The 21,484-nt window shown below is 48.3% G+C and carries 16 protein-coding genes and 1 tRNA gene; 9 read left to right on the plus strand and 8 right to left on the minus strand.

Annotated elements, in window-relative coordinates:
* Positions 1-35: 35 nt before the first annotated feature.
* The 6 genes from argS to aceK all read right to left on the minus strand — a co-directional run bounded on the left by argS (position 36) and on the right by aceK (position 6,629).
* Positions 36-1,775 carry an arginine--tRNA ligase gene (argS, locus tag QL234_RS01720; RefSeq protein ID WP_281556140.1) on the minus strand — a complete coding sequence of 580 codons (1,740 nt, stop codon included), beginning with the start codon at positions 1,773-1,775 and terminating at the stop codon, positions 36-38.
* 86 nt (positions 1,776-1,861) lie between these two features.
* Positions 1,862-3,442: a peptide chain release factor 3 gene (gene prfC / locus QL234_RS01725; protein WP_281556941.1), complete on the minus strand. Its 1,581-nt coding sequence runs from the start codon at positions 3,440-3,442 to the stop codon at positions 1,862-1,864.
* Between the two features lie 207 nt (positions 3,443-3,649).
* Positions 3,650-4,126 (minus strand): ribosomal protein S18-alanine N-acetyltransferase, encoded by a 477-nt coding sequence (rimI, locus tag QL234_RS01730; protein ID WP_281556141.1) that lies wholly within the window; start codon positions 4,124-4,126, stop codon positions 3,650-3,652.
* Complete coding sequence (locus QL234_RS01735) at positions 4,123-4,554, minus strand: DNA polymerase III subunit psi (RefSeq protein WP_281556142.1); 432 nt, start codon at positions 4,552-4,554, stop codon at positions 4,123-4,125. The genes rimI and QL234_RS01735 overlap by 4 nt, the downstream gene beginning before the upstream one ends.
* Positions 4,555-4,685: 131 nt before the next feature.
* Positions 4,686-4,762 (minus strand) — tRNA-Trp (locus QL234_RS01740).
* A 94-nt stretch (positions 4,763-4,856) separates the two neighbouring features.
* Complete coding sequence (gene aceK / locus QL234_RS01745; RefSeq protein WP_281556143.1) at positions 4,857-6,629, minus strand: bifunctional isocitrate dehydrogenase kinase/phosphatase; 1,773 nt, start codon at positions 6,627-6,629, stop codon at positions 4,857-4,859.
* 320 nt (positions 6,630-6,949) lie between these two features.
* Here aceK and queA point away from each other — a divergent pair, with 320 nt between their 5' ends.
* From queA to secF, 5 genes are all read left to right on the plus strand, one after another.
* Complete coding sequence (queA, locus tag QL234_RS01750; RefSeq protein ID WP_281556144.1) at positions 6,950-7,993, plus strand: tRNA preQ1(34) S-adenosylmethionine ribosyltransferase-isomerase QueA; 1,044 nt, start codon at positions 6,950-6,952, stop codon at positions 7,991-7,993.
* A gap of 181 nt (positions 7,994-8,174) precedes the next feature.
* Positions 8,175-9,311 carry a tRNA guanosine(34) transglycosylase Tgt gene (gene tgt / locus QL234_RS01755; RefSeq protein WP_281556942.1) on the plus strand — a complete coding sequence of 379 codons (1,137 nt, stop codon included), beginning with the start codon at positions 8,175-8,177 and terminating at the stop codon, positions 9,309-9,311.
* 92 nt (positions 9,312-9,403) lie between these two features.
* Positions 9,404-9,739 (plus strand): preprotein translocase subunit YajC, encoded by a 336-nt coding sequence (gene yajC, locus QL234_RS01760; protein WP_281556145.1) that lies wholly within the window; start codon positions 9,404-9,406, stop codon positions 9,737-9,739.
* A 22-nt stretch (positions 9,740-9,761) separates the two neighbouring features.
* Positions 9,762-11,609: a protein translocase subunit SecD gene (gene secD, locus QL234_RS01765; protein ID WP_281556146.1), complete on the plus strand. Its 1,848-nt coding sequence runs from the start codon at positions 9,762-9,764 to the stop codon at positions 11,607-11,609.
* Between the two features lie 12 nt (positions 11,610-11,621).
* Entirely contained in the window at positions 11,622-12,569 is a 948-nt protein-coding gene (gene secF / locus QL234_RS01770) for a protein translocase subunit SecF (protein ID WP_281556147.1), read from the plus strand.
* Between the two features lie 209 nt (positions 12,570-12,778).
* Here the strand turns inward: secF and QL234_RS01775 are convergent, their stop codons facing one another.
* Together QL234_RS01775 and QL234_RS01780 are read right to left on the minus strand one after the other, a co-directional pair.
* On the minus strand, positions 12,779-15,790 hold the full coding sequence (locus QL234_RS01775; RefSeq protein ID WP_281556148.1) for a CHASE4 domain-containing protein: 3,012 nt from the start codon (positions 15,788-15,790) through the stop codon (positions 12,779-12,781).
* 49 nt (positions 15,791-15,839) lie between these two features.
* Complete coding sequence (locus QL234_RS01780) at positions 15,840-16,952, minus strand: response regulator (protein ID WP_281556149.1); 1,113 nt, start codon at positions 16,950-16,952, stop codon at positions 15,840-15,842.
* Positions 16,953-17,470: 518 nt separating this feature from the next.
* Between QL234_RS01780 and QL234_RS01785 the strand changes: the two genes are divergently transcribed.
* The 4 genes from QL234_RS01785 to QL234_RS01800 are packed head-to-tail and all read left to right on the plus strand — an operon-like array spanning position 17,471 to position 21,453.
* On the plus strand, positions 17,471-18,532 hold the full coding sequence (locus QL234_RS01785) for a methyl-accepting chemotaxis protein (protein ID WP_281556150.1): 1,062 nt from the start codon (positions 17,471-17,473) through the stop codon (positions 18,530-18,532).
* Between the two features lie 11 nt (positions 18,533-18,543).
* The gene (locus QL234_RS01790) at positions 18,544-18,909 is read left to right on the plus strand and encodes a response regulator (RefSeq protein ID WP_281556151.1); all 366 of its coding nucleotides are present in this window, start codon (positions 18,544-18,546) and stop codon (positions 18,907-18,909) included.
* A 10-nt stretch (positions 18,910-18,919) separates the two neighbouring features.
* Complete coding sequence (locus QL234_RS01795) at positions 18,920-19,234, plus strand: STAS domain-containing protein (protein WP_281556152.1); 315 nt, start codon at positions 18,920-18,922, stop codon at positions 19,232-19,234.
* Positions 19,235-19,236: 2 nt separating this feature from the next.
* Entirely contained in the window at positions 19,237-21,453 is a 2,217-nt protein-coding gene (locus QL234_RS01800; protein ID WP_281556153.1) for a chemotaxis protein CheA, read from the plus strand.
* Positions 21,454-21,484: the final 31 nt, after the last annotated feature.

Raw genomic sequence — 21,484 nt, forward strand, 5'->3', positions numbered from 1 at the left:
ATGTCAGGTGCAACGGCTGCTACACCTTACTAAAATTACATCCGTTCCATCACTTCTATGCCTAAGATGTCCAGACCTTGTTTTAAGGTGGCGGCGATTTGCTTACATAACAGTAAACGGGACACTTTCACCTGGCTGTCGATACCTTCTTTTAAGATCGGGCAGGCTTCATAAAAGCTCATATAGAGACTTGCCAGCTCATAAAGGTAATTACACAGCAGGTTAGGGGTACCTTCACTGATCACGGCATCGAGGACATCTTCAAGCTGTAATAACTTCAAGGCCAGGGCTTTTTCCTGGGGCTCGGCTATGGTGATGTTACCGCTCAGGTCATTGCTGTCGATACCGGCTTTAGTGAAAATACTCTGGATACGGGCATAACCATATTGCAGGTAAGGGGCGGTCGCGCCTTCAAAGCTGAGCATGGTTTTCCAGTTAAAGATGTAATCACTGGTGCGGTTTTTCGATAAGTCGGCAAACTTGACCGCACCGATCCCTACTTTCTGGGCGATTTCTTTGAGCTGCTCGTCGCTGTAATCCGGGTTTTTCTCCCGGATCAACTCGCCGGCGCGGCTGACGGCTTCATCAAGTAATTCCGCCAGTTTAATGGTGCCGCCGGTGCGGGTTTTAAACGGTTTGCCGTCATCTCCCATCATCATGCCAAACGGGCAATGGTGATATTCAACATGCTCGGGTAAGAAACCGGCTTTACGGGCGACGATCTCCACCTGTTTAAAGTGCAAGGCCTGGCGGGCATCGGTGAAAATCATAATGCGATCGGCATTAAGTTCGCCGCTGCGGTAGCGACAGGCGGATAAATCCGTGGTGGCATATAAATAGCCGCCACCTGATTTTTGCACGATAAAGACCGAAGGTTCACCGTCTTTATTGGCCATTTCGTCAATAAAGACCACCTTGGCGCCCTGATCTTCCACGGCGATTTCTTTGGCGGTCAGTTCATTAATGACATTGGCCAGATCGTGGTTGTAGCTGCTTTCTCCCATGATATCGGCACGGGTTAAGGTAACATTTAACAGCTGATAAATTTCTTCGCTGTGGGTGATGGAAATATCGATAAATTGCTGCCATAAGGCGGCACATTCGCTATCGCCGCTTTGCAGTTTCACCACATATTCGCGGGCGCGATCGGCAAACCCCTCTTCTTCGTCGAAACGTACCTTGGCTTCGCGGTAGAAGTTTTCCAGATCCGATAAGGCGGTTTCGGCCACTTCATTGGCGGCCAGCTTGTCATTTAGATGGGCCAGCAACATACCAAACTGTGTGCCCCAGTCACCCATATGGTTTTGACGGATGACCTTGTCGCCGCGAAACTCCAGTGCGCGTACTACGGCATCACCGATAATGGTGGAGCGTAAATGGCCGACATGCATTTCTTTGGCCAGGTTAGGGGCGGAATAATCGACGACTACGGTTTGCGGTTTTTCCCGCTCCCTGACGCCGAGTTTTTCGTCTGCGCCTGTTTGTGCCAGCTGCTCGGCAAGCCAGCTATCGGCCAGTTTAATATTGATAAAGCCAGGGCCGGCTAATTCGATATTGTCGACAATACCGGATAAATCCAGTTGCTCGACAACTTTAGTGGCCAGCTCCCTGGGGTTGGTTTTCAGTTTTTTCGCCGCGCCCATGACGCCGTTAGCCTGGTAGTCACCGAACTCAGGGCGGTTGGACAGGCTGATCGCTGGATTAGTATCTTGGGGTAAGCCGGCGGCAATCATGGCCGCTTTTACTTTTTCACTTAATAATTGACGAATATTCATCTTGTTTGTCTCTTACGGGTTGCCGGGGCCGTTGTTCAAGTAAACGGCCCAAGTAACAAATGTTATTGCTGTACTAATCCAATCGATTAATGTTCACGGGTTTTGTGGAACTCTACGTCCGGGTGGCGCTCCTGTGCCAGGCTTAAGTTCACCATGGTCGGGGCGATATAGGTCAGGTTGTCGCCGCCGTCCAGGGCCAGGTTATCATAGGCCTTTTTCTGGAACTGTTCTAAGGTTTTGCCATCTTCACAGCTTACCCAGCGGGCGGTGGCTACGCTGATGGGTTCATAGAGGGCATCAACATTGTATTCGGTTTTCAATCGGTGCACGACCACTTCAAACTGCAATACCCCAACCGCGCCGACTATCATGTCGTTAGAGTTTAACGGGCGGAATACCTGTACCGCACCTTCTTCCGATAATTGGATCAGGCCTTTTTGCAGTTGCTTGGCTTTTAACGGATCTCGTAAACGGATGCGGCGGAACATTTCCGGAGCAAAGTTTGGAATACCGCTGAACTTCATCATTTCCCCGGCGGTAAAGGTATCCCCGATCTGGATACTGCCGTGGTTATGCAGGCCGATAATGTCGCCGGCATAGGCCTGTTCGACGTTAGATCTGTCACCGGCCATAAAGGTGACGGCATCGGCAATTTTGACATCTTTACCGATACGTACCTGTTTCATCTTCATGCCCTTCTCGTATTTGCCGGAGCAGATACGCATAAAGGCGATGCGGTCCCTGTGTTTGGGATCCATATTGGCCTGGATTTTAAAGACAAAACCGGAGAACTTTTCTTCTTCGGCGTTAACAACCCGGGTATCTGTGGTTCTGGGCAGAGGCTTGGGCGCCCACTTGGTCAGGCCGTCGAGCATATGGTCAACGCCAAAGTTGCCTAAGGCGGTGCCGAAAAATACCGGGGTCAGTTCGCCTTTAAGGAACTCGTCCAGATCAAACTCATGGGAAGCCCCCAGGACCAGTTCCAGTTCTTCACGCAGGTCGTCGGCGTAATGGCCGATGGCTTGATCAAGTTCCGGATTATCCAGGCCTTTAATCACCCGCTTTTCCTGTATGGTATGGCCCTGACCCGACTGATAAAGTATGGTTTCGTCGTCTAACAGGTTGTATACCCCTTTAAACTCTTTACCCATGCCGATGGGCCAGGTGACCGGCGAGCATTTTATTTTTAAAATGTCTTCGACTTCGTCCATCACTTCAATCGGGTCACGGACATCGCGGTCCATTTTATTCATAAAGGTAATGATAGGGGTATCCCGCAAACGGGTGACTTCCATCAGTTTAATGGTCCTGTCTTCGACACCTTTGGCGGTGTCTATGACCATTAAACAGGAGTCGACCGCGGTCAGGGTCCGGTAGGTATCTTCGGAGAAGTCTTCGTGACCCGGGGTGTCAAGCAGGTTTACCAGGCAATCGTTATAAGGGAACTGCATCACCGAGGTGGTAATCGAGATCCCCCGGTCTTTTTCCATTTCCATCCAGTCGGACTTGGCGTGTTGCCCCGACTTTTTACCTTTTACCGTACCGGCCTTTTGTAAAGCCTGGCCGAACAGCAAGACTTTTTCGGTGATGGTGGTTTTACCCGCATCGGGATGCGAGATGATAGCGAAAGTGCGACGTAGGTCGACTTCTTGCTGTTGTACAGACATGCGAGTTACCTGATAAAATAAAGACGAGAATAAATTTTTAAGCGCAGTAGTATAGCGAAAAGACGGCGGCGGAGCAGCAATTAATCGCCAACTTTCGCCGAAAATTTTGTTGGCAGGATAGTGGGTGGCTGCGTAGCGGATGCCCGGGCGGGCTTTTGCCAAAAAAGCGATATCCCTTATCCGGAAAAATAAAGCTATTCGGCCGGATTATAACGATCGGGCCATGACTATGGCATCTTCATAACCTATAGTGCTGGGGTAATAACCGGTGCGGCGGCCAATTTCATTAAAGCCGTTATTGATATACATCATTTGTGCGCTGATATTGCGGGCCCGCACTTCCAGCAGGGCTTTTTCCGCTCCCAGGTTTTTAGCCTGTTCGATATAATGTTGCAGCAGCTGTTTGCCAAAGCCTTGTCCCTGTTGGTCCGGATGTATACAAATATCCATCAGGGTGCTTTCCCCGGCGATATAATCACCGATATAAAAGCCGAGGATTTCCGCGGTTTGCTTGCTGTTTTCCCGGATAAGACTTTTTTCTTGAATAAGATAATGACCGAAATAACGTCCGCCGATGCAGGAGCTAAAGACCTGCCGGTTCCAGGGGTGGCTGTGGCAGGCATTTTCAATCGGCATTAAGCGATCGACATCATCCGGGGTTACCGGGAAAAAACTTAAGGTCATAAGCTGTGTTCTTGCAGTAATTGCCAAAGCTGGCGTTTTAGTGTGCCGCTGGCGGCTAATACCTGGATGGGCGGGGTAATTAATACCTTGTCTGCTAAGTCGAGCCGCTGTTCGGGGTTAAATTGCCAGTGCAGCAACCCCAGATCCAGGTGCTCCTCAGTCGCAGTGACTTCCCCGATAGAGAGCCCGAGACTCAGGAGAATATCATGAAACAAAGGCTGGGCCTTGAGAGCGTCAAAGTCGGGGGGCGTGATCTTTTGCTGATTTTTTTCAGCTGCAACCACAACTTTACCGGCAAACTGGTTACCGGGCTTTTCTTCAGATGCTTTTTCTGGCAAGGCCCCGGCAGCAGTTTCGGCGGTTCTCGGTTGCCATAATTCGATGCCCATCTCACTGAGCAATTGAAACTGATGTTTACTTACGGCCATTTTTTATCGAATAAATTTTCATGTTAGCCAAGATGATATAACAGATAAAAGATAAAAACAGTATTATTCAACCGCGCTGATTATTGCTTTAGGATTGAGTAAGAGTCGAGAAATAAAAAGAAAAGAAAAAATGGCAGGGGTAGAGAGATTCGAACTCCCAACCGTCGGTTTTGGAGACCGCTGTTCTACCAATTGGAACTATACCCCTGCTGAGGGCTTCGCATTATACGCAAGCCGAACTAAAGGTAAAGGGGTAAATTAAAAAAATTTATCGTTCGCTTAAATGTTGAACAAATCAGGCGTTATTTGGGGATTAAGCCGTTTTTGTTGTTGTCTTTTTGTACGCCATCCTTGGTTAAATTGCAAAAACGTATTTTATCCGGGTAGGGAAAGACATCTTCAAAGATGCCGTTGGCAATATTTTGCTGGCACTGCTGCCAGAAGGCGGCATCGAGCAACTCCGGATGATGCTCCATAAAAGCATTGCGGTAGCGGTGATTGGCCAGGGCAAAGGTGGCCAGCTCTTCGGGAAAAACATCGCCCGGGTCTACCGAGTACCAGGGTTCGGAGGCATAAATCTGCTCTTCGGTTTTCGGCTCGGGTTTTACCCGGAAGTTGACTTCATTCATATAACTGATTTCATCGTAATCATAAAAAATGACCCTGCCGTGGCGGGTGACGCCGAAATTTTTCAGCAGCATATCGCCGGGAAAGATATCGGCGGCGATCAGCTGTTTTATCGCCTTGCCATAGCCGTACATGGCATCGCTGATCTGCTGGTCATCGGCATCTGCCAGATAAAGGTTAAGCGGATTCATCCTGCGTTCGATGTACAGGTGCTCGATGATCACCAGATCATCTTCCAGGCGGATAATGGAGTCGGCGACCTTGGTCAGCTCTTCCAGTAGTTCAGGGGAGAAGCGCGCTTTGGGAAAGGCAACTTCTGAATATTCCATGGTATCTGCCATACGGCCGACCCTGTCGTGCAGTTTTACCAGGCGATATTTTGCCTTGACGTCTTTTTTGGTGATGTTTTTACTGGGGGAGAATTTATCCTTGATGATTTTAAAGACATAGGGATAGGAGGGCAGGGTAAATACCGACATCACCATGCCTTTAATGCCCGCCGCCAGTTCAAATTTATCTTCACTGTTGTCCAGGTGATTGAGGAAGTCCCGGTAAAACTGGGTTTTTCCCTGTTTATGAAAGCCTATTGCCGCATATAAATCCGCCCGGGTTTTATGGGGAATAAGGCGATGGAGGAATTCCACCAGGGCATGGGGGTGCTGGCAATCGACAAAGAAATAAGCCCGAGCAAAACCAAAGACTACCGCCATGCTTTCCCCTTCGGTGAGCAGGGCGTCGATATAAAGACCGCCTTTTTCATCATTGAGTACGGCAACGATAAAAGGGGTTTGTCCGGCGGGAGAGAGTACCCGGCCGATAATATAGGCGCCTTTATTGCGGTAAAAGATGAAATCCAGGATATCAAACTGCAATTCTTCCAGACGGAACATGGTTTTTCTCGCCTGGTGGCGAAAAGCTTTGATCAAGGTATCTATATCCCGGTGTAGATCTTCGTAGGCAATATCAAACTGATGAAAGGTAAAAATATCTTCTATGGTTTGCGCCAGGCCTTTTTCTGCCGGCAAATAGCTGCGGTATATCGGCGGTGGCGGCCTGTTGTCGAGGCGGGTAACCGTACTTTCGACGAAAATATAGGCATTATGATAATATTTTCGTTCAAACAGGTGACAAAATACCGAGTTATAGAAACTTTCCGCCAGTTCCGGCTGGTTATGCTGGCTGAGCAGCTCTATATACAGATTTTTGATGTTTTGCCATAAGGTATCGTCAAGGGAGGTAATATTAAAGTCCTGGCGTATGGTGACTAAGGTTTCGGCCACCCGCTTGTCATAATAATCGGTTCTGTCCCTGGCGGCTTTTTGTACCTGGGCCCATTGGCATAATTCAAATCTTTGCTTGGCGGAGCGGGTGATTTCACTGAAAAGATGAATATGGCGTTCAAAACCGTTCAAAATAGTTTTGGCGATGGCAAAAGCGTGATCTTTCATATCCGTATTAAGTCTTGATAAGCATAAAGGGGCTTTAGCCCAGCATACCTTATAGTGATTAACTAGGGGGATAATTCTTTGATGAATGGCGGTAATAATCTCCCTGAATCTGTTTTAAATCAAGTCCATATCAGGTTCTTAAAAGCGGTATTACATGCCTGTGCGCCCGGTCGGTAAAATAAGGCGCGAATAGCGGCTCTGATGGCCCTGTTGCCTTCAGTTTTCCCGGCAGGAGCCAAGGCAAGTGCTTGCTTGTTATTTTTGTGTAATTAGACTAAAATACTGCGCCTTTAAACTTGCCTATTTCTTGTTGTAAATTCATGCGCGTAGCAGACTTCTCATTTGATTTACCCGAAGAGCTTATTGCTCGTTACCCTAAAACCGACCGCAGTGCGAGCCGCCTGATGGCTTTGGATGGCGCCAGTGGCAATATCCAGGATCTCGTTTTTACCGATCTGGTGGATAAGCTTGAACCCGGCGATTTACTGGTATTTAACAATACCCGGGTGATCCCGGCCCGTATGTTTGGCCAAAAGGCCAGCGGCGGTAAGGTGGAAGTTTTGGTCGAGCGTTTGTTGGATGAGCGCAGGGTGCTGGCGCATATCCGTGCCAGTAAATCGCCAAAAGTCGGCACGGAATTACTGTTGGAAAACCAGGTGAATGCTACTATGGTGGCCCGTCATGATACCTTGTTTGAGCTTGAGTTTCATGGCGATAAATCGGTGCTGACCGTGCTCGATGAAATCGGCCATATGCCTTTGCCGCCTTATATCGACAGGCCGGATGAAGACAGCGATCGCGAGCGTTACCAGACGGTTTACAATGAAAAACCCGGCGCCGTGGCGGCACCGACCGCAGGGCTGCATTTTGACGAAGCCCTGATGGAAAAGATCCGCGCCAAAGGGGTAAATTTTGCTTTTGTGACCTTACACGTTGGCGCCGGTACTTTTCAGCCGGTGCGGGTGGAAGAGATCAGTGAACATGTTATGCATGCCGAATATGTGGAAGTGCCGCCGGAGGTGGTGCAGCAGATTAGCGAGACGAAAAAGGCCGGCGGCCGGGTCGTTGCCGTGGGCACGACTTCGGTACGTTCACTGGAAAGCGCGGCACGCGATGCCCTTGATAAGGGCACTGAGTTGAAGGCTTTTTACGGGGACACCGATATCTTTATCACCCCGGGGTTTGAGTTCCAGTTGGTGGATGCCCTGGTGACCAACTTCCATTTATCTGAGTCGACCTTGCTTATGCTGGTCAGTGCCTTTGCCGGTTATGAGCATATTATGCAGGCCTACCGGCAGGCGGTGGAAAAAGAGTATCGCTTTTTCAGTTATGGTGATGCCATGTTTTTAACCCGAAAAGATTAGTCTTTTCAAAAAAGCACGCAAAAAGAAGAAAAATGCAACCTTTGTCCTGTTAACGCTCTAGGGCTTAAAGCAACAGGGAGTAAGGGGATAAAGCGAATGCCGTTCTGCGGCAACCATGTTAATTAAACAGCTGCCGGCCTGTTTCGCTGGTGGGCGAAGGATATTTATGAATAACAAAGCAATGCAATATGAACTGGTCACCACTGACGGTAAAGCCCGTCGCGGCCGTTTGATTTTTGACCGTGGCGTGGTGGAAACCCCGGCCTTTATGCCGGTAGGCACTTATGGCACGGTAAAGGGCATGACCACAGCCGAAGTTGAAGCCACAGGTGCCCATATACTATTAGGTAATACCTTTCACCTGATGTTACGTCCGGGGACGGAAATCATCGAACAGCACGGTGATTTGCATGACTTTATGAACTGGCATAAGCCGATTTTAACAGACTCCGGTGGTTTTCAGGTCTTCAGCCTGGGGGCTATGCGGAAAATTACCGAAAAAGGGGTGGAGTTCCGCTCTCCGGTAAACGGCGAAAAAATCATGTTAACCCCGGAACGTTCGATGGAAGTTCAGCGCAGCCTGGGGTCGGATATTGTGATGATTTTTGATGAATGTACCCCGTACCCCGCCAGCCATAAAGAAGCGAAAACCTCGATGGAGCTTTCCCTGCGTTGGGCGCAGCGTTCGAAAGACGCCCATGGCGATAACCCGTCGGCGCTGTTTGGCATCGTCCAGGGCGGCATGTATGAAGATTTACGCGAGGTGTCGGTTAACGGCCTTAAAGCGATAGATTTTGACGGTTTTGCCATCGGCGGTTTGTCCGTGGGCGAGCCCAAAGAAGATATGATCCGCATATTAGATCATACCACCCCCTTGATCCCCGAGAATAAGCCCCGATATTTGATGGGGGTAGGTAAACCGGAAGACCTGGTGGAAGGGGTACGCCGCGGTATCGATATGTTTGATTGCGTGATGCCGACCCGTAATGCCCGTAACGGCCATTTATTTGTCACCAATGGCGTGATCAAGATCCGTAACTCGCGCCATAAAACGGATACCGGGCCACTGGATCCACAATGTGATTGTTATACCTGTAAAAATTACTCGCGCGCCTATTTACATCATTTAGATAAATGTAATGAGATCTTAGGAGCGCAATTAAATACCCAGCATAACCTGCGTTTTTATCAGCGGGTGATGCAAGGTTTGCGCGATGCCATTGAGCAGGGTAAATTAGACGAGTTTGTCGAAGAATTTTATGCCTTACGGGATATGCCGGTACCGCCATTAAAAGGTGTAGATAAAACAGAAGATTAAAACATACTTTACCGGAATGGCGCTTTCGACTTAAGCCAAATTCCGGTATGGTCTCCAAATTAGCTATTGATAAAAAAAATTAAGAGGAAGTTATGAGTTTATTTATAAGTCAGGCGCATGCCGCCGCGGCACCAGCACCACAAAGTGGCGGTATGGAAATGGTGATCATGTTATTGGTCTTTGGTCTGGTGTTTTATTTTATGATCTACCGTCCGCAGGCCAAGCGGGTAAAAGAGCATAAGAACCTGATGTCAGAATTATCAAAAGGTGATGAGGTACTGACCCAAGGTGGCGTGGTCGGTAAGATCGTTAAGGTTTCCGACGAGAAAGACTTTATTGTCGTCAGCATCGCCGAAGGCACCGAAGTGACAGTGCAAAAAGGTGCGGTCACCGCGGTATTGCCTAAAGGCACAATGAAGTCGCTATAACCGCTAAAATAAGGACAAACTTGTGTTAAATAAGTCTCCACTATGGAAGTCACTGCTGGTACTCTTTGTAGTCGCCTTTGGTGCATTATACGCTTCGCCGAACTTGTACGGTGAAGATCCTGCAGTGCAGGTTTCCGGTTTGCGCGGCGTTGAAGCCGATGCCGCGACATTAGACAATGTCCGGACTCAGCTGGAACAGGATAAAATCGAGTTTGCCAGTATCGGTCTTGAGAAAGGCCAGGTATTGGTGCGTTTTCATGATACCGAGTCTCAGCTTAAGGGCCGGGATTTACTGGACGAGAAACTGGGCAACCAATTTTCTGTGGCACTAAACCTGACACCGGCAACCCCCGAGTGGTTGGCGGGCATAGGCGGTACGCCGATGAAATTGGGCCTGGACTTAAGCGGCGGCGTCAGCTTCCTGATGGAAGTGAACATGAATGAAGCCATCATCAAGGCAAAAGAAGCCATGGTGGGTGACTTCAGGAATGACCTGCGTAGCGAAAAGATACGTTATCGCAGCGTGAAAGAAGGCGCCAAAGGTATCAATATCCAGTTTCGTAATGTTGAAGATCTGGCGAAAGCCAAGTCATTATTAAAGAAACGTTATCGTGACTTATTGTTAGTGGATAATGAAGATACTTTGATGTTAACCGCTTCGATGACAGAGCAGAAGCTTAAAGAAACCCGCGAATATGCCCTGCAGCAAAACATCACCATTATCCGTAACCGGGTCAATGAACTGGGTGTGGCCGAGCCGCTGGTACAGCGTCAGGGACAAAAACATATCGTCATAGAATTACCCGGTGTTCAGGATACCGCCCGGGCCAAAGAAATTCTTAATGCCACCGCCACCATAGAGTTCCGTATGGTGGATACCGAAGGCGACCTGGCTAATGCCCTCAACGGCCGTGTGCCGGGCAGCTCTGAGCTGTTATATGACAGGGACGGTAAACCGACCTTGTTGAAAAAGCGGGTCATGCTAACCGGGGATCATATTGTCGATGCCGGCTCCAGCTTTGATGAATACAGCCGTCCACAAGTTAATATTACCCTGGACTCTCCCGGCGGCAGCAAGTTTTCCAATGCCACGAAAAATAATATCGGCAAGCCTATGGCCACGGTATTTATTGAATATAAGGCAACGGACAAGCTTGATCCTCAGGGCAATACCGTTTTTGAAAAAATTGAAGAAGTGATCAGTGTTGCCACTATCCAGGCGCGTTTAGGTAAAAGTTTCCGTATAACCGGTGCCGGCTCCCAGGCAGAAGCTCATAACCTGGCACTGTTACTACGTGCCGGTGCCCTGATTGCTCCAATTCAGATTGTTGAAGAGCGTACCGTCGGCCCGACTTTAGGAGCTGAAAACGTCCAGTTGGGTTTCCAGGCGATCATGATGGGCTTTGGTCTGGTCTTTATCTTTATGATGATTTACTACCGTGCCTTTGGTGTGGTGGCCAACCTGGCGCTTGGCGCTAACCTGGTATTAATTGTCGGTGTCATGTCGATGATCCCGGGAGCTACCCTGACCTTGCCGGGTATGGCGGGGATAGTGTTAACCGTAGGTATGGCGGTAGATGCCAATGTACTGATTTTTGAACGTATCCGTGAAGAAATACGACAAGGGAAATCGGTTCAGCAGGCGATCCATCAGGGTTATGATGCGGCATTTTCCACCATTTTGGATGCCAACATCACCACCTTGATTGCCGCCTTGATCCTCTTTGCCGTGGGTACCGGGCCTATCAAAGGTTTTGCGGTTACCTTATCCATCGGTATCGTCACTTCCATGTTTACCGCCGTTGTCGGTACCCGCACCGTGGTCAATGCGGTCTGGGGTGGTAAACGCCTTGAAAAACTGTCGATATAGGTTGGAATTAACATGCAAATTTTAAGATTAAAAGAAACCGTTAACTTCATGGCCTTTCGTAAGGTGGCCATGGTCTTCAGCATAGTGCTGATGATATCGGCCATTAGCCTGTTAACGGTCAAAAAGCTGAACTTTGGTTTGGACTTTACCGGCGGTACCTTGATTGAAGTCGGTTTTGAGGAAGCGGCGGATTTAACGAAAATTCGCCAGGTACTCGACAGTAATGGCTTTGAAGATGGCGTAGTACAATTATACGGCAGCAGCCGGGATATCGTGATACGTCTGGCCCAGCGTGAAGATGTTAAGGCGGAAATGCTGGGCAACCAGATCCTGTCGATATTACAGCAAAGTACCGATAAAAATATCGATATGCGCCGTATTGAATTTGTCGGTGCCAGTGTCGGTGAAGAGTTGACGGAGCAAGGTGGTCTGGCGATGTTAACCGCCCTGATTTGTATCCTGGTTTATGTTGCTTTTCGTTTTGAATGGCGTTTTGCCCTGGGCTCTGTGGTGGCCTTGTTCCACGATGTACTGCTGACCTTAGGTTTGTTTGCCTTGCTTGGCCTGGAATTTGACTTGACGGTATTGGCGGCCATCCTGGCGGTTATCGGCTACTCCCTTAACGATACTATTGTTGTTTCTGACCGTATCCGTGAGAACTTCAGGAAAATCCGTGAAGGGGGCCCGGCGGAAGTGATTAATATTTCCCTGACGCAAACCCTGAGCCGTACCTTTATTACCTCGATCACTACCTTGCTGGTATTGGCGGCCCTGTTTTTTAAAGGCGGCGCTTTGATCCACGGTTTTGCTACGGCATTATTATTTGGTGTTTTTGTCGGTACTTACTCTTCAATTTATGTGGCCAGTGCGGTTGCCCTTGCCCTCGGGATTTCCAAAGAAGATTTGATCCCGGAAGTGATTGAAAAAGAAGGTGCGGAACAAGAACAAATGATGCCTTAAGCGTTAATTGCTGATACTGGCGGGTTTACCCCGCACCATAAAACCGGGCACTTTGCCCGGTTTTATTATATTTGTCGTGTAATATTTCTACTCTTTTTGCTTATGCTTATGCTTCCCGCCCTAAAGCTATGATGAGGCCGGTTATGCAGGACTTGATAAGCTTTTAAACCTTTCCCTGATGATTGCGGCGCCCCCGGCACTATGCTGTATCAGGACGGGGGCGGCTCTTCCCGGAGCTGTTTGTTAATTGCTGCCAGTACATGTTGTAGCTGGCTCGCCATGTTATCAAGCTGGTCCTTGTCCGTATTGCTAGGGGAGACGGTTAACTGGTGATATAAATCGGCAGCTTGCTGGGCAAGGGTTAACGCCCCTATGTTGCCGGCAATACCCTTAAGGTTATGTAGCAGGGCGCAGGCCTGCTTGATGTCGCCGTTTTCCAGCAAACCTTTGAGCCGCTCAATGCTGTCCCCGTGTTTATCCGAAAACTGCTGCCATAAACTATTGAGTAAGTGCTGCTTACCGGCGCAAACCTTCAATCCGGCTTCAATATCCAGGATCTGACGATTAAATTCAGCGGGAGTTGCTGCAACCGGCTCCGGCGCTTCCCGGTGTTTTGCCGGTGAACTATCGGCAGCGGCACTGTCAAAACTGCCGGGCACTTCAGGGCTGTCAGCCGTTGATATTTTTGCCTGTGTGGGATAATCACCGCACCAGCGTATCAGGCTCTGATATAACTTATCGGAAAAGACAGGTTTGGTAAGGTAATCGCTCATGCCTATCGCCAGGCCTCTTTCTTTGTCGCCCCGCATGGCACTGGCGGTCAGGGCAATAATGGGGATGGCCCGCCACTGAGTTTGCCGGCGGATCTGTTTGGTGGCTTCTATGCCGTCCATGACCGGCATCTGAATATCCATCAGTATGGCGTCAACCTTGTGCTCCGACAGTAATTCTATCGCCTGCTGGCCATTTTCCGCCAAAATGACATTGATGCCGACATCAGATAATAATTCCACCACTATTTGCCGGTTCATGGCGTTATCTTCTGCCAGTAGGACACGTTTCCCCCTGAGGTTATCTTCCAGGCTGACGATTTTGTCCTGTTGCTGGGCTTGCTCTGCCTTGAGCTGCTGAGCAATCATGCCTATGTCGGCCGCCAGGCAAAAACTGCTTAGGTGTACGGCTTTTGATAATATTGCCAGTTTTTCCTGTGCTAACGCCCCGGGCAATTCCGCTTGGTTGGTTAACAGGATATTGGTGGTGCCAAGATGTTTTTGTCTGAGCAGGCAGAGAAAGTCACAGATGTCCTGTGCTTTGAAATGGTCGTTAATCAGCAGGGTTTTGCCGTCTCTGATATGAGGCAGAGCGGATGTAAAGCTGTTATAACGTTCGATATTAGCGCCATAACTGGCCAGGGTATGGGTGATGGCCAGGGCTAACTTGTCATCGCCGGCTATGATGATGATTTGCTTGCCGGCCAGGACATCACAGGCTTCACGGCTAGATCGCTTGCTTTTTTCGAAGGTCAATGCGACGGTTATTTTCGTGCCTTTGCCCAATTCACTGGTGAGGCTGATTTCCCCGCCCATCAATAAGATCAATTGCCGGGAAATGCTCAGCCCGAGGCCGGTGCCGCCATAACGGCGTGTGGTTGAGGGATCTGCCTGGATAAATTCATCAAAAATATGCTCGGCGCTTTCTTCGGACATGCCGATGCCGGTGTCTTCTACGATGAAAATTAAGCTTACCTGCTGCTGTGTTTGTTCAGCCAACCTGACCGTGACATAAATCGCGCCGCGCTCGGTGAACTTTAATGAGTTCTGTACCAGGTTTAAGGTGACTTGCCCTAAACGCAGCAGATCGCCTTTAAGCATAAAAGGCAGTTTGGCCTGTATGTCAAAAATGAGCGGTACCCCTTTTTCCCTGACGCTTTCAAAGGTGAGGCGATCGAGGTAGCTCAGGCAATCATCCAGCATAAAATCTGTTATTTCCAATTCCATTTTGCCGGCGTCAATTTTAGAGAAGTCCAAGATGCTGTTAAGCAGGCCAAGCAGGGAGCTGGCGGTGTGATGAATATTGTTAATGTAGCGGGCCTGTTTCGCTGAAAGTTCGGTGCGCTGGCATAAATAGGACATGCCGAGGATGGCATTCATCGGGGTTCGGATCTCATGGCTCATATTGGCGAGAAAATCTCCCCGGGCACGGTTTGCTTTTATTGCCTGCTCATTGGAGAGTTCGGCTTCATCTTTGGCCTGCTCGGCATCGTCTTTGGCAAGCCTGAGTTGAAAGGTACGGTAATCGACTTCTTTTTTAATTTCCTGATTTATTTTTTTTATTTTGGCGTTGTAAACACAGAACAGGGTCAATAAGGTGGTGCCGAGTAATAGCAGGCTGAGTAAGATGGTGAGCGAGGTCAGGGCACTGGCGTCTATGCCGCGCATGGTGATATCCCGGGGGATATTGGCGTGTATTTTCAAAGCCGGCCGGTTGAAGATGTCCCTGAGTAAGCCGTGGACGGTAAGTACATGTTTATTGGTGGTGATCAGCTCTTTTCCTATTTCCTGTTCCGGGGCAAGCTCTGTGGGGGGGGGTATTCTGCTTTTTTTTACCGGTTTAACAAAGAAATTAATCTTAGTTTGTTTTGATAATCTTCTGATGGTGTCCTGACTGATAAAACGGCCCATGATTAATGTACCGTTCACCGGACCGGAACCATCATCTTTGAGTATGGGTAAGGCACTGATTAGCAGGGGGCCATATTCGCTCATGACTATGCCCTGAAGCAGGTCTTCGGCCTGGTGTTGAAATAAACTATGTTGTTGCGGCAGCATCTGGCGGTCAAACAGGCTTAAGGTGATATTTTTCAGGTAAAGGGGATCAAAAATGTCTTCTTTGATCTTTTTTCCTGTCCGGTCATAAATTTGGAAAAGGTGTATCTGGGTGATTTGCATCACCTCCATACCGAAGTTGTTCTCGATATAGGTTTGATTACCGTCTTTGGCAAATTGATAGGTATCTATCCAGGAAGAAAAAGTATTGGCGACATTGGTTAAGTGGTTTGTTTCCTGCTCTATGGCATCAAGCACCCGGTTCAGGTCCTTAATGGCCAGCTCCCGCTCCAGCTGATAAAAACTTGGCAGGATAATCCATTGCTGAACGCCGTAGCTTAATCCCGCCAGAAAAAAAGCGAAAAAAATGATGATCAGAACTATTTTTTTTGCCAAGGCAGATGACTCCAGCCAATAGCCGAGCTGTCAGCAGGGACAGTTTGGCTCAGTGAACAAATTTTTGCAGCTTGGTGATAATGATATTAAACGCCTTAGTGATCATGCTGGTTTTATCTATGGCTTCAAAAGCCCGCTCGGTATGGCTGTGAATAATTTCATTGAGCTGATCTTCCTGCTCTTCGGTTAAAGCCAGGAACTGCAGGCTTTTTTCCATGTCTTTGGTCATATCAAACATGGCAGCCTCGAAAACACTGTGATTGACCTTTAACTCCCGCTCAATAATGACAAATTGTTCGCTGACTTCCTGGACGGTTTCCCGCAGCAGTTTCTCCTGCTTACTTAATTGAAAGCCGATATCCAGATTTTTTAAATAACCGTCGGTCAGCCTGAGCATAAAAGGTAAATGGTCTTTTAAACGGCCATATTCTTCCGGATCTTCCGGCATGTTGTTTACCAATACGCTCACCCGTTTTTCATTGATTTGTGAGCGTTGTTCGAAATCATAGATGCGGCCCCTGTCCTTTAATAAAATCAGGATTTCCTGTTCCATCGGCGAGCACTGGCCGCGGTTGGAGTAAAACGCTTCACCGTAATCTGCCCTGATATGCACCGCAGCATCGACATTAAATAAACCTAAGGTGCGCAGCATGGTTTCCGCTACCTGGGTGTAGCTTTTGGCGTTATAGATCTCCAGGGCAAAATCCACGACATAGCCAAATTCACTGCTAAAACTCAGGGCATTCATAAAGGCGCTGGTGGTTTCCTGAGCGGTTTGCTCCAGGGCTTTTTTCTCGGCCTGATGTTCCAGGATAAGTTTGATTTTTGCCAGTAACTCATAGCCGTCCACGGGCTTGACAATATAATCATAACCGCCGGCGGCATAGCCGGCTAAGCGCTCTTCAAGGCTGCCTTTGGCTGACACGAATACTATGGGGGACTGGGCGATGATTTGCAGTTCGCGCGAAACTTGTAAGCCGTCCATAACCGGCATTTCGACATCAAGCAGTACGATATCCGGGTCAATGGACAAGAACTGTTCCAGGCATTGTTCACCGCTGGTTAATGCGATGACTTCATAATCATCTTCTAGGATACCGGTTATCAACGACAGGTTAAGCTCTTCATCGTCGACGACTAAAATGCGTTTTTTTTCGGTCATCAGAACTTCTCATATCTTGAACTAAAGTTGACCCGGTTTCTTTATTCCTCCGTGAAAATGTTTCCCTGTTAACTTGCCAGGGCCGTATTTTGCCTTTTCAGTATAGTAAAAATATTATTTTTGCTGCTCTCGTAGGCAAAAACTCTGCTGATTCGTACTCAAGCCGGGGGTTAAGGGAGATGTCTTGCTTCGTTTTTTTATAAACAGTAAAAAGCTTATGTTGTCATTACCTCTTAAGTTGCTGATTACGATGTCTTTTGAGCTCAAGTTTAAGGTCACTACCGGATGGCTTATGACAATTTAAGGAAAAATATCCACTTATATCTATAATTGAACAAGCAAACTTATGATTCATTGACGAATACCTCATTCATAAAAGGAATTCTTAGTGGAAAATAGGTGTACAGGTGATTGATAAAAGCAAGAGTAAGTGGTTAAACGCTTCACCTATAATGATTTCTGTACTGGCTGCCGCTGTTGTTCTCTTTAATGACCTTTCCTTGTTTTCCTGGCTCAGCATGGCTGTTTTACTTCTGTTGGGGATATTTTTTAGCCTGCAGCTGGAGAACAGCTTTAAACTGGCCTGGGATAATGTCCAAAAGCCGGAAGAGCAAAGACAAACCGAGAAAGAAAAACAAGCCTATCAACATTTGAATCAAGCCATCTGTACCCTGATGCCGATATGGTCCCGGCAGATCATTCATTCCAGAGATATTACCGGCGATGCCATTACCCAGTTAAGTCAGGAATTTACCAATATTGTTAACCGTTTAACGCAAACCATAGATACGACAAACACTATCAGCGCTGAAGGGGAGCAAGGGGTTTGCGGCCATATCAAACACAGCAATGAGGAGTTGAACCTGAGCCTGGATACCCTGGTGAAAGCGTTTGCCAGTCAGGAACGGGCACTGGAGGAAATGAATGTTTTGGTTAATTTAACCGAGGAGCTCAAAACCATGGCGGTAGAGGTTTCCGGTATCGCCGAACAAACCAATATGCTGGCGCTGAATGCCGCCATAGAAGCAGCCCGGGCGGGAGATAGCGGCCGGGGATTTGCCGTGGTTGCCGATGAAGTACGTAACTTGTCTATCCGTTCATCAGAAACCGGCACTAACATGTCGCAAAAAGTCGATGATATCAATAGCGCCATGGACTCGGCACTGACAACGGTAAAAGCCGGGGCAAACACGGCAGAAACGGTATTGGGGGACAGCCGGGATAAGATAGGTAAAGTGATCTCAGACTTTAAGCAGATAGCCGGTAAAATGTCCGAGTCCACTAAAATTATGCAGCATGATAATGCTGAGCTGCTCAAAGATATTTCTAATGTTCTGGTATCGCTGCAATTTCAGGACAGGGTTAGTCAGATGTTAACCCACACCAGTGATTTTATGAATCAGATTGAGCTGGAGCTGCCCGGCTACCATGCCGGCTTGTTTGATGACGACATTATTGAAAAGTGGCTGGCGGAAAGTGAAGCCGCTTACACTATGGTCGAGCAAAAACAGCTCCATCATAACAGCGCACCGGAGCAAACGAAACCTTCCGGAAATACTGATGAAGTTGAGTTCTTTTAACGGGGAATATTATGGCGAAAACTATTCTTATTGTGGATGATTCGGCGTCACTTCGCCAGATCATAAAAATCACCCTAACGGGAGCCGGTTATCAGGTGATAGAGGGAGAAAATGGTCAGGATGCGCTGGATAAGCTGGCGGGGCAGAAAGTTAATCTGGTGGTCAGTGATGTTAATATGCCGGTGATGGACGGCATTACCTTTGTTACTGAGCTGAAAAAACTGCCCTTGTATAAATTTACCCCGGTGATCATGCTGACGACAGAGTCTGAGCAGGAAATAAAAGAAGCGGGTAAAGCGGCCGGGGTCAGGGCATGGATGGTGAAACCTTTTAAACCGGCGCAAATGCTTACTGCTGTGCAAAAACTGATCATGTGAGTAACCCGGGATGCTGACGGTAATAACCTCACAGGACAAAAAAGAAGTTGTCTTTGAAAGTGATATGACCATTTATGAAGCGGCAGCCCTATATCAGGAAATAACTGAAAAACTTACTTTTGATGCGAATTTCACGGTAAATTTAACTCAGGTGGGGGAAATCGATATTTCGGGTATTCAGCTTATTTTTCAGCTGTATTTTCTTGCGCAAAGCCACGATTTTACTTTGACCCATATCAGCCATAGCGAAGCCAGTTCGCAGGCATTTGAGCTGTTACAACTCGATGTTAAGAGCTTTGATCAATACCTTGACACTAAGGTTTAGCCATGGATTTAGATCCGGTAATACAGACATTTCTGATTGAAGCGAAAGAACAGCTGGAAGAGATGGAAGAAAAGCTACTATCGCTGGAGCAAGATCCCGGGGATATTGAAGCGGTAAATGCGGTGTTTCGCGCCGCCCATACCATAAAAGGCAGCGGCGGTATGTTTGGTTTTGAGCACCTGGTTGCCTTTACCCATGAGGTTGAGTCTGTCTTGATGCGCATGCGTAAAGAGGAGCTGGCGATAGATCAGCTGTTGATTTCTGTGTTGCTCAGTTGCAGTGATCATATCCGGGTGCTGGTGGATTGTACCGGCGCTGACGGCGAAAAGATCTCTGAGCAAACCGCCCAGGTCAGCCAGGCCTTAGTGGATAAACTCAGCCCTTATAGCGCTAAAGGCGGACAAGCGCATGAGCAGAGCGGCCAAATATCGCAGCAGGGGGGGAGTGGCACGCCGGATAAAAGTGAGCCGGGGTCGGAGCAGGGGCAGCCGGGAACGGTTTCTGATAACTGGCATATTTCCCTCAGGTTTAATGCCTCGGTATTAAAAAATGGCATGGATCCTTTGTCCTTTATCCGTTTTCTTGCCACCGTCGGGGATATTAAATCGGTACACACTTTGGCTGATAAGCTGGCTGCTGCCGGTGAAGCCTTCGATCCCGAAGACTGTTATCTTGGCTTTGAGGTGCAGTTATATTCCCGGGCGGAAAGAAAAGATATCGAAGAAGTGTTTGAGTTTGTCCGGGACGACTGCACCCTGACTATTATTGCCCCCCACAGCAAGACCGAGGAGTATATTGCCCTGATCAATTCCCTGGCGGATGATGACGCTAAGTTGGGGCAGATTTTATTACAGGTCGGGGCGCTGACGCCGAAAGAGTTGGAAAGTGTTTTACAAACGCAAATGGCCGTGCCAGAGGAAGAAGAGCCGGTAAAAGTCGGTGAGCTGCTCCCCGCTCAAGGGGTCGATAAACAGGTGGTTGATAGCGCCCTGAACAAACAAAAGCAGTCCCGGGAGCGGCAGGCAAAAGCCAAAGCGAGTGAGAGCACCAGCATGCGTATCGATGCCGAAAAACTCGACAGCCTGATCAATCTGGTGGGGGAGCTGGTGATCGCCCAGGCCAATAGCGCTTTGTTAGCCAAACAGAGTCATATCAGCAACTTAATTGATGCCATGGCATCAACTTCAAACTTGATTGAAAGTATACGGGATAACTGCCTGAAATTGCGCATGGTGCCGATAGGTCAAACCTTTTCACGCTTTCAGCGTGTGGTCCGGGATATCAGCCTGGAGCTGGATAAGGATATTCGCTTAACCACTTCCGGTGAAGATACCGAGCTGGATAAAAGCATGGTGGAAAAGTTGGTGGACCCCCTGATGCATTTAGTGAGAAATTCCATGGATCACGGCATAGAAAATTCAGCGCAAAGGGTCGCCGCCGGTAAACCTGAATACGGGCAGCTGGCCCTGCGTGCCTATCATGATTCCGGGAACATAGTGATTGAAGTCAGTGACGACGGTCAGGGGATCACAAAAGAGAAAGTCATTAAAAAGGCGATAGAAAATGGCCTGATTAAAAGCAGCAAAGGCATGGCGGATTATGATATTTATCGCTTGATTTTTGAACCCGGATTTTCCACTGCCGAAACCATCAGCAATATTTCCGGACGCGGTGTCGGCATGGATGTGGTTAAGCAAAATATCGAGCAGCTTAAAGGGTCGATTGAAATTGATTCCCGCCCAGGATTGGGATTGACCATGCGTATCCGGGTGCCGTTAACCTTAGCGATAATCGATGGCTTTTTGATGGAAATCAGCGGGAGTCAGTATGTGCTGCCGTTAAACAGTGTGATCGAGTGCCTGGAGCTGTCCGAGTCGAGTGATATTAAGGAAATCACCAATAATTTGATTAATTTGCGTGGAGAGGTGTTGCCGATTATCCGTTTGCGGGAATTATTTGCCTGCCGGGACAGGGCGCCGCAGCGGCAAAATATTATCGTGGTGCGTTATGGCAACCGCAAGGGCGGGGTGGTGATCGACCGTTCCCTCGGTGAATATCAAACCGTGATCAAACCCCTGTCCAATATTTTTAAAGGGTTAGAGTGGCTGGCGGGCTCTACAATCCTGGGCAGTGGTGAGGTTGCCATGATCCTTGATGTCGCCGGCTTATTTAAAAATGCCGACTTGCAGGCGAGTGGCAAAAATACCGGCCTGTATTAGTTTGAAATACAGCTATAGGTTTGTGGAGAGC

It is taken from the genome of Thalassomonas sp. RHCl1 (assembly GCF_947387555.1).
Taxonomy (GTDB): domain Bacteria; phylum Pseudomonadota; class Gammaproteobacteria; order Enterobacterales; family Alteromonadaceae; genus Thalassomonas.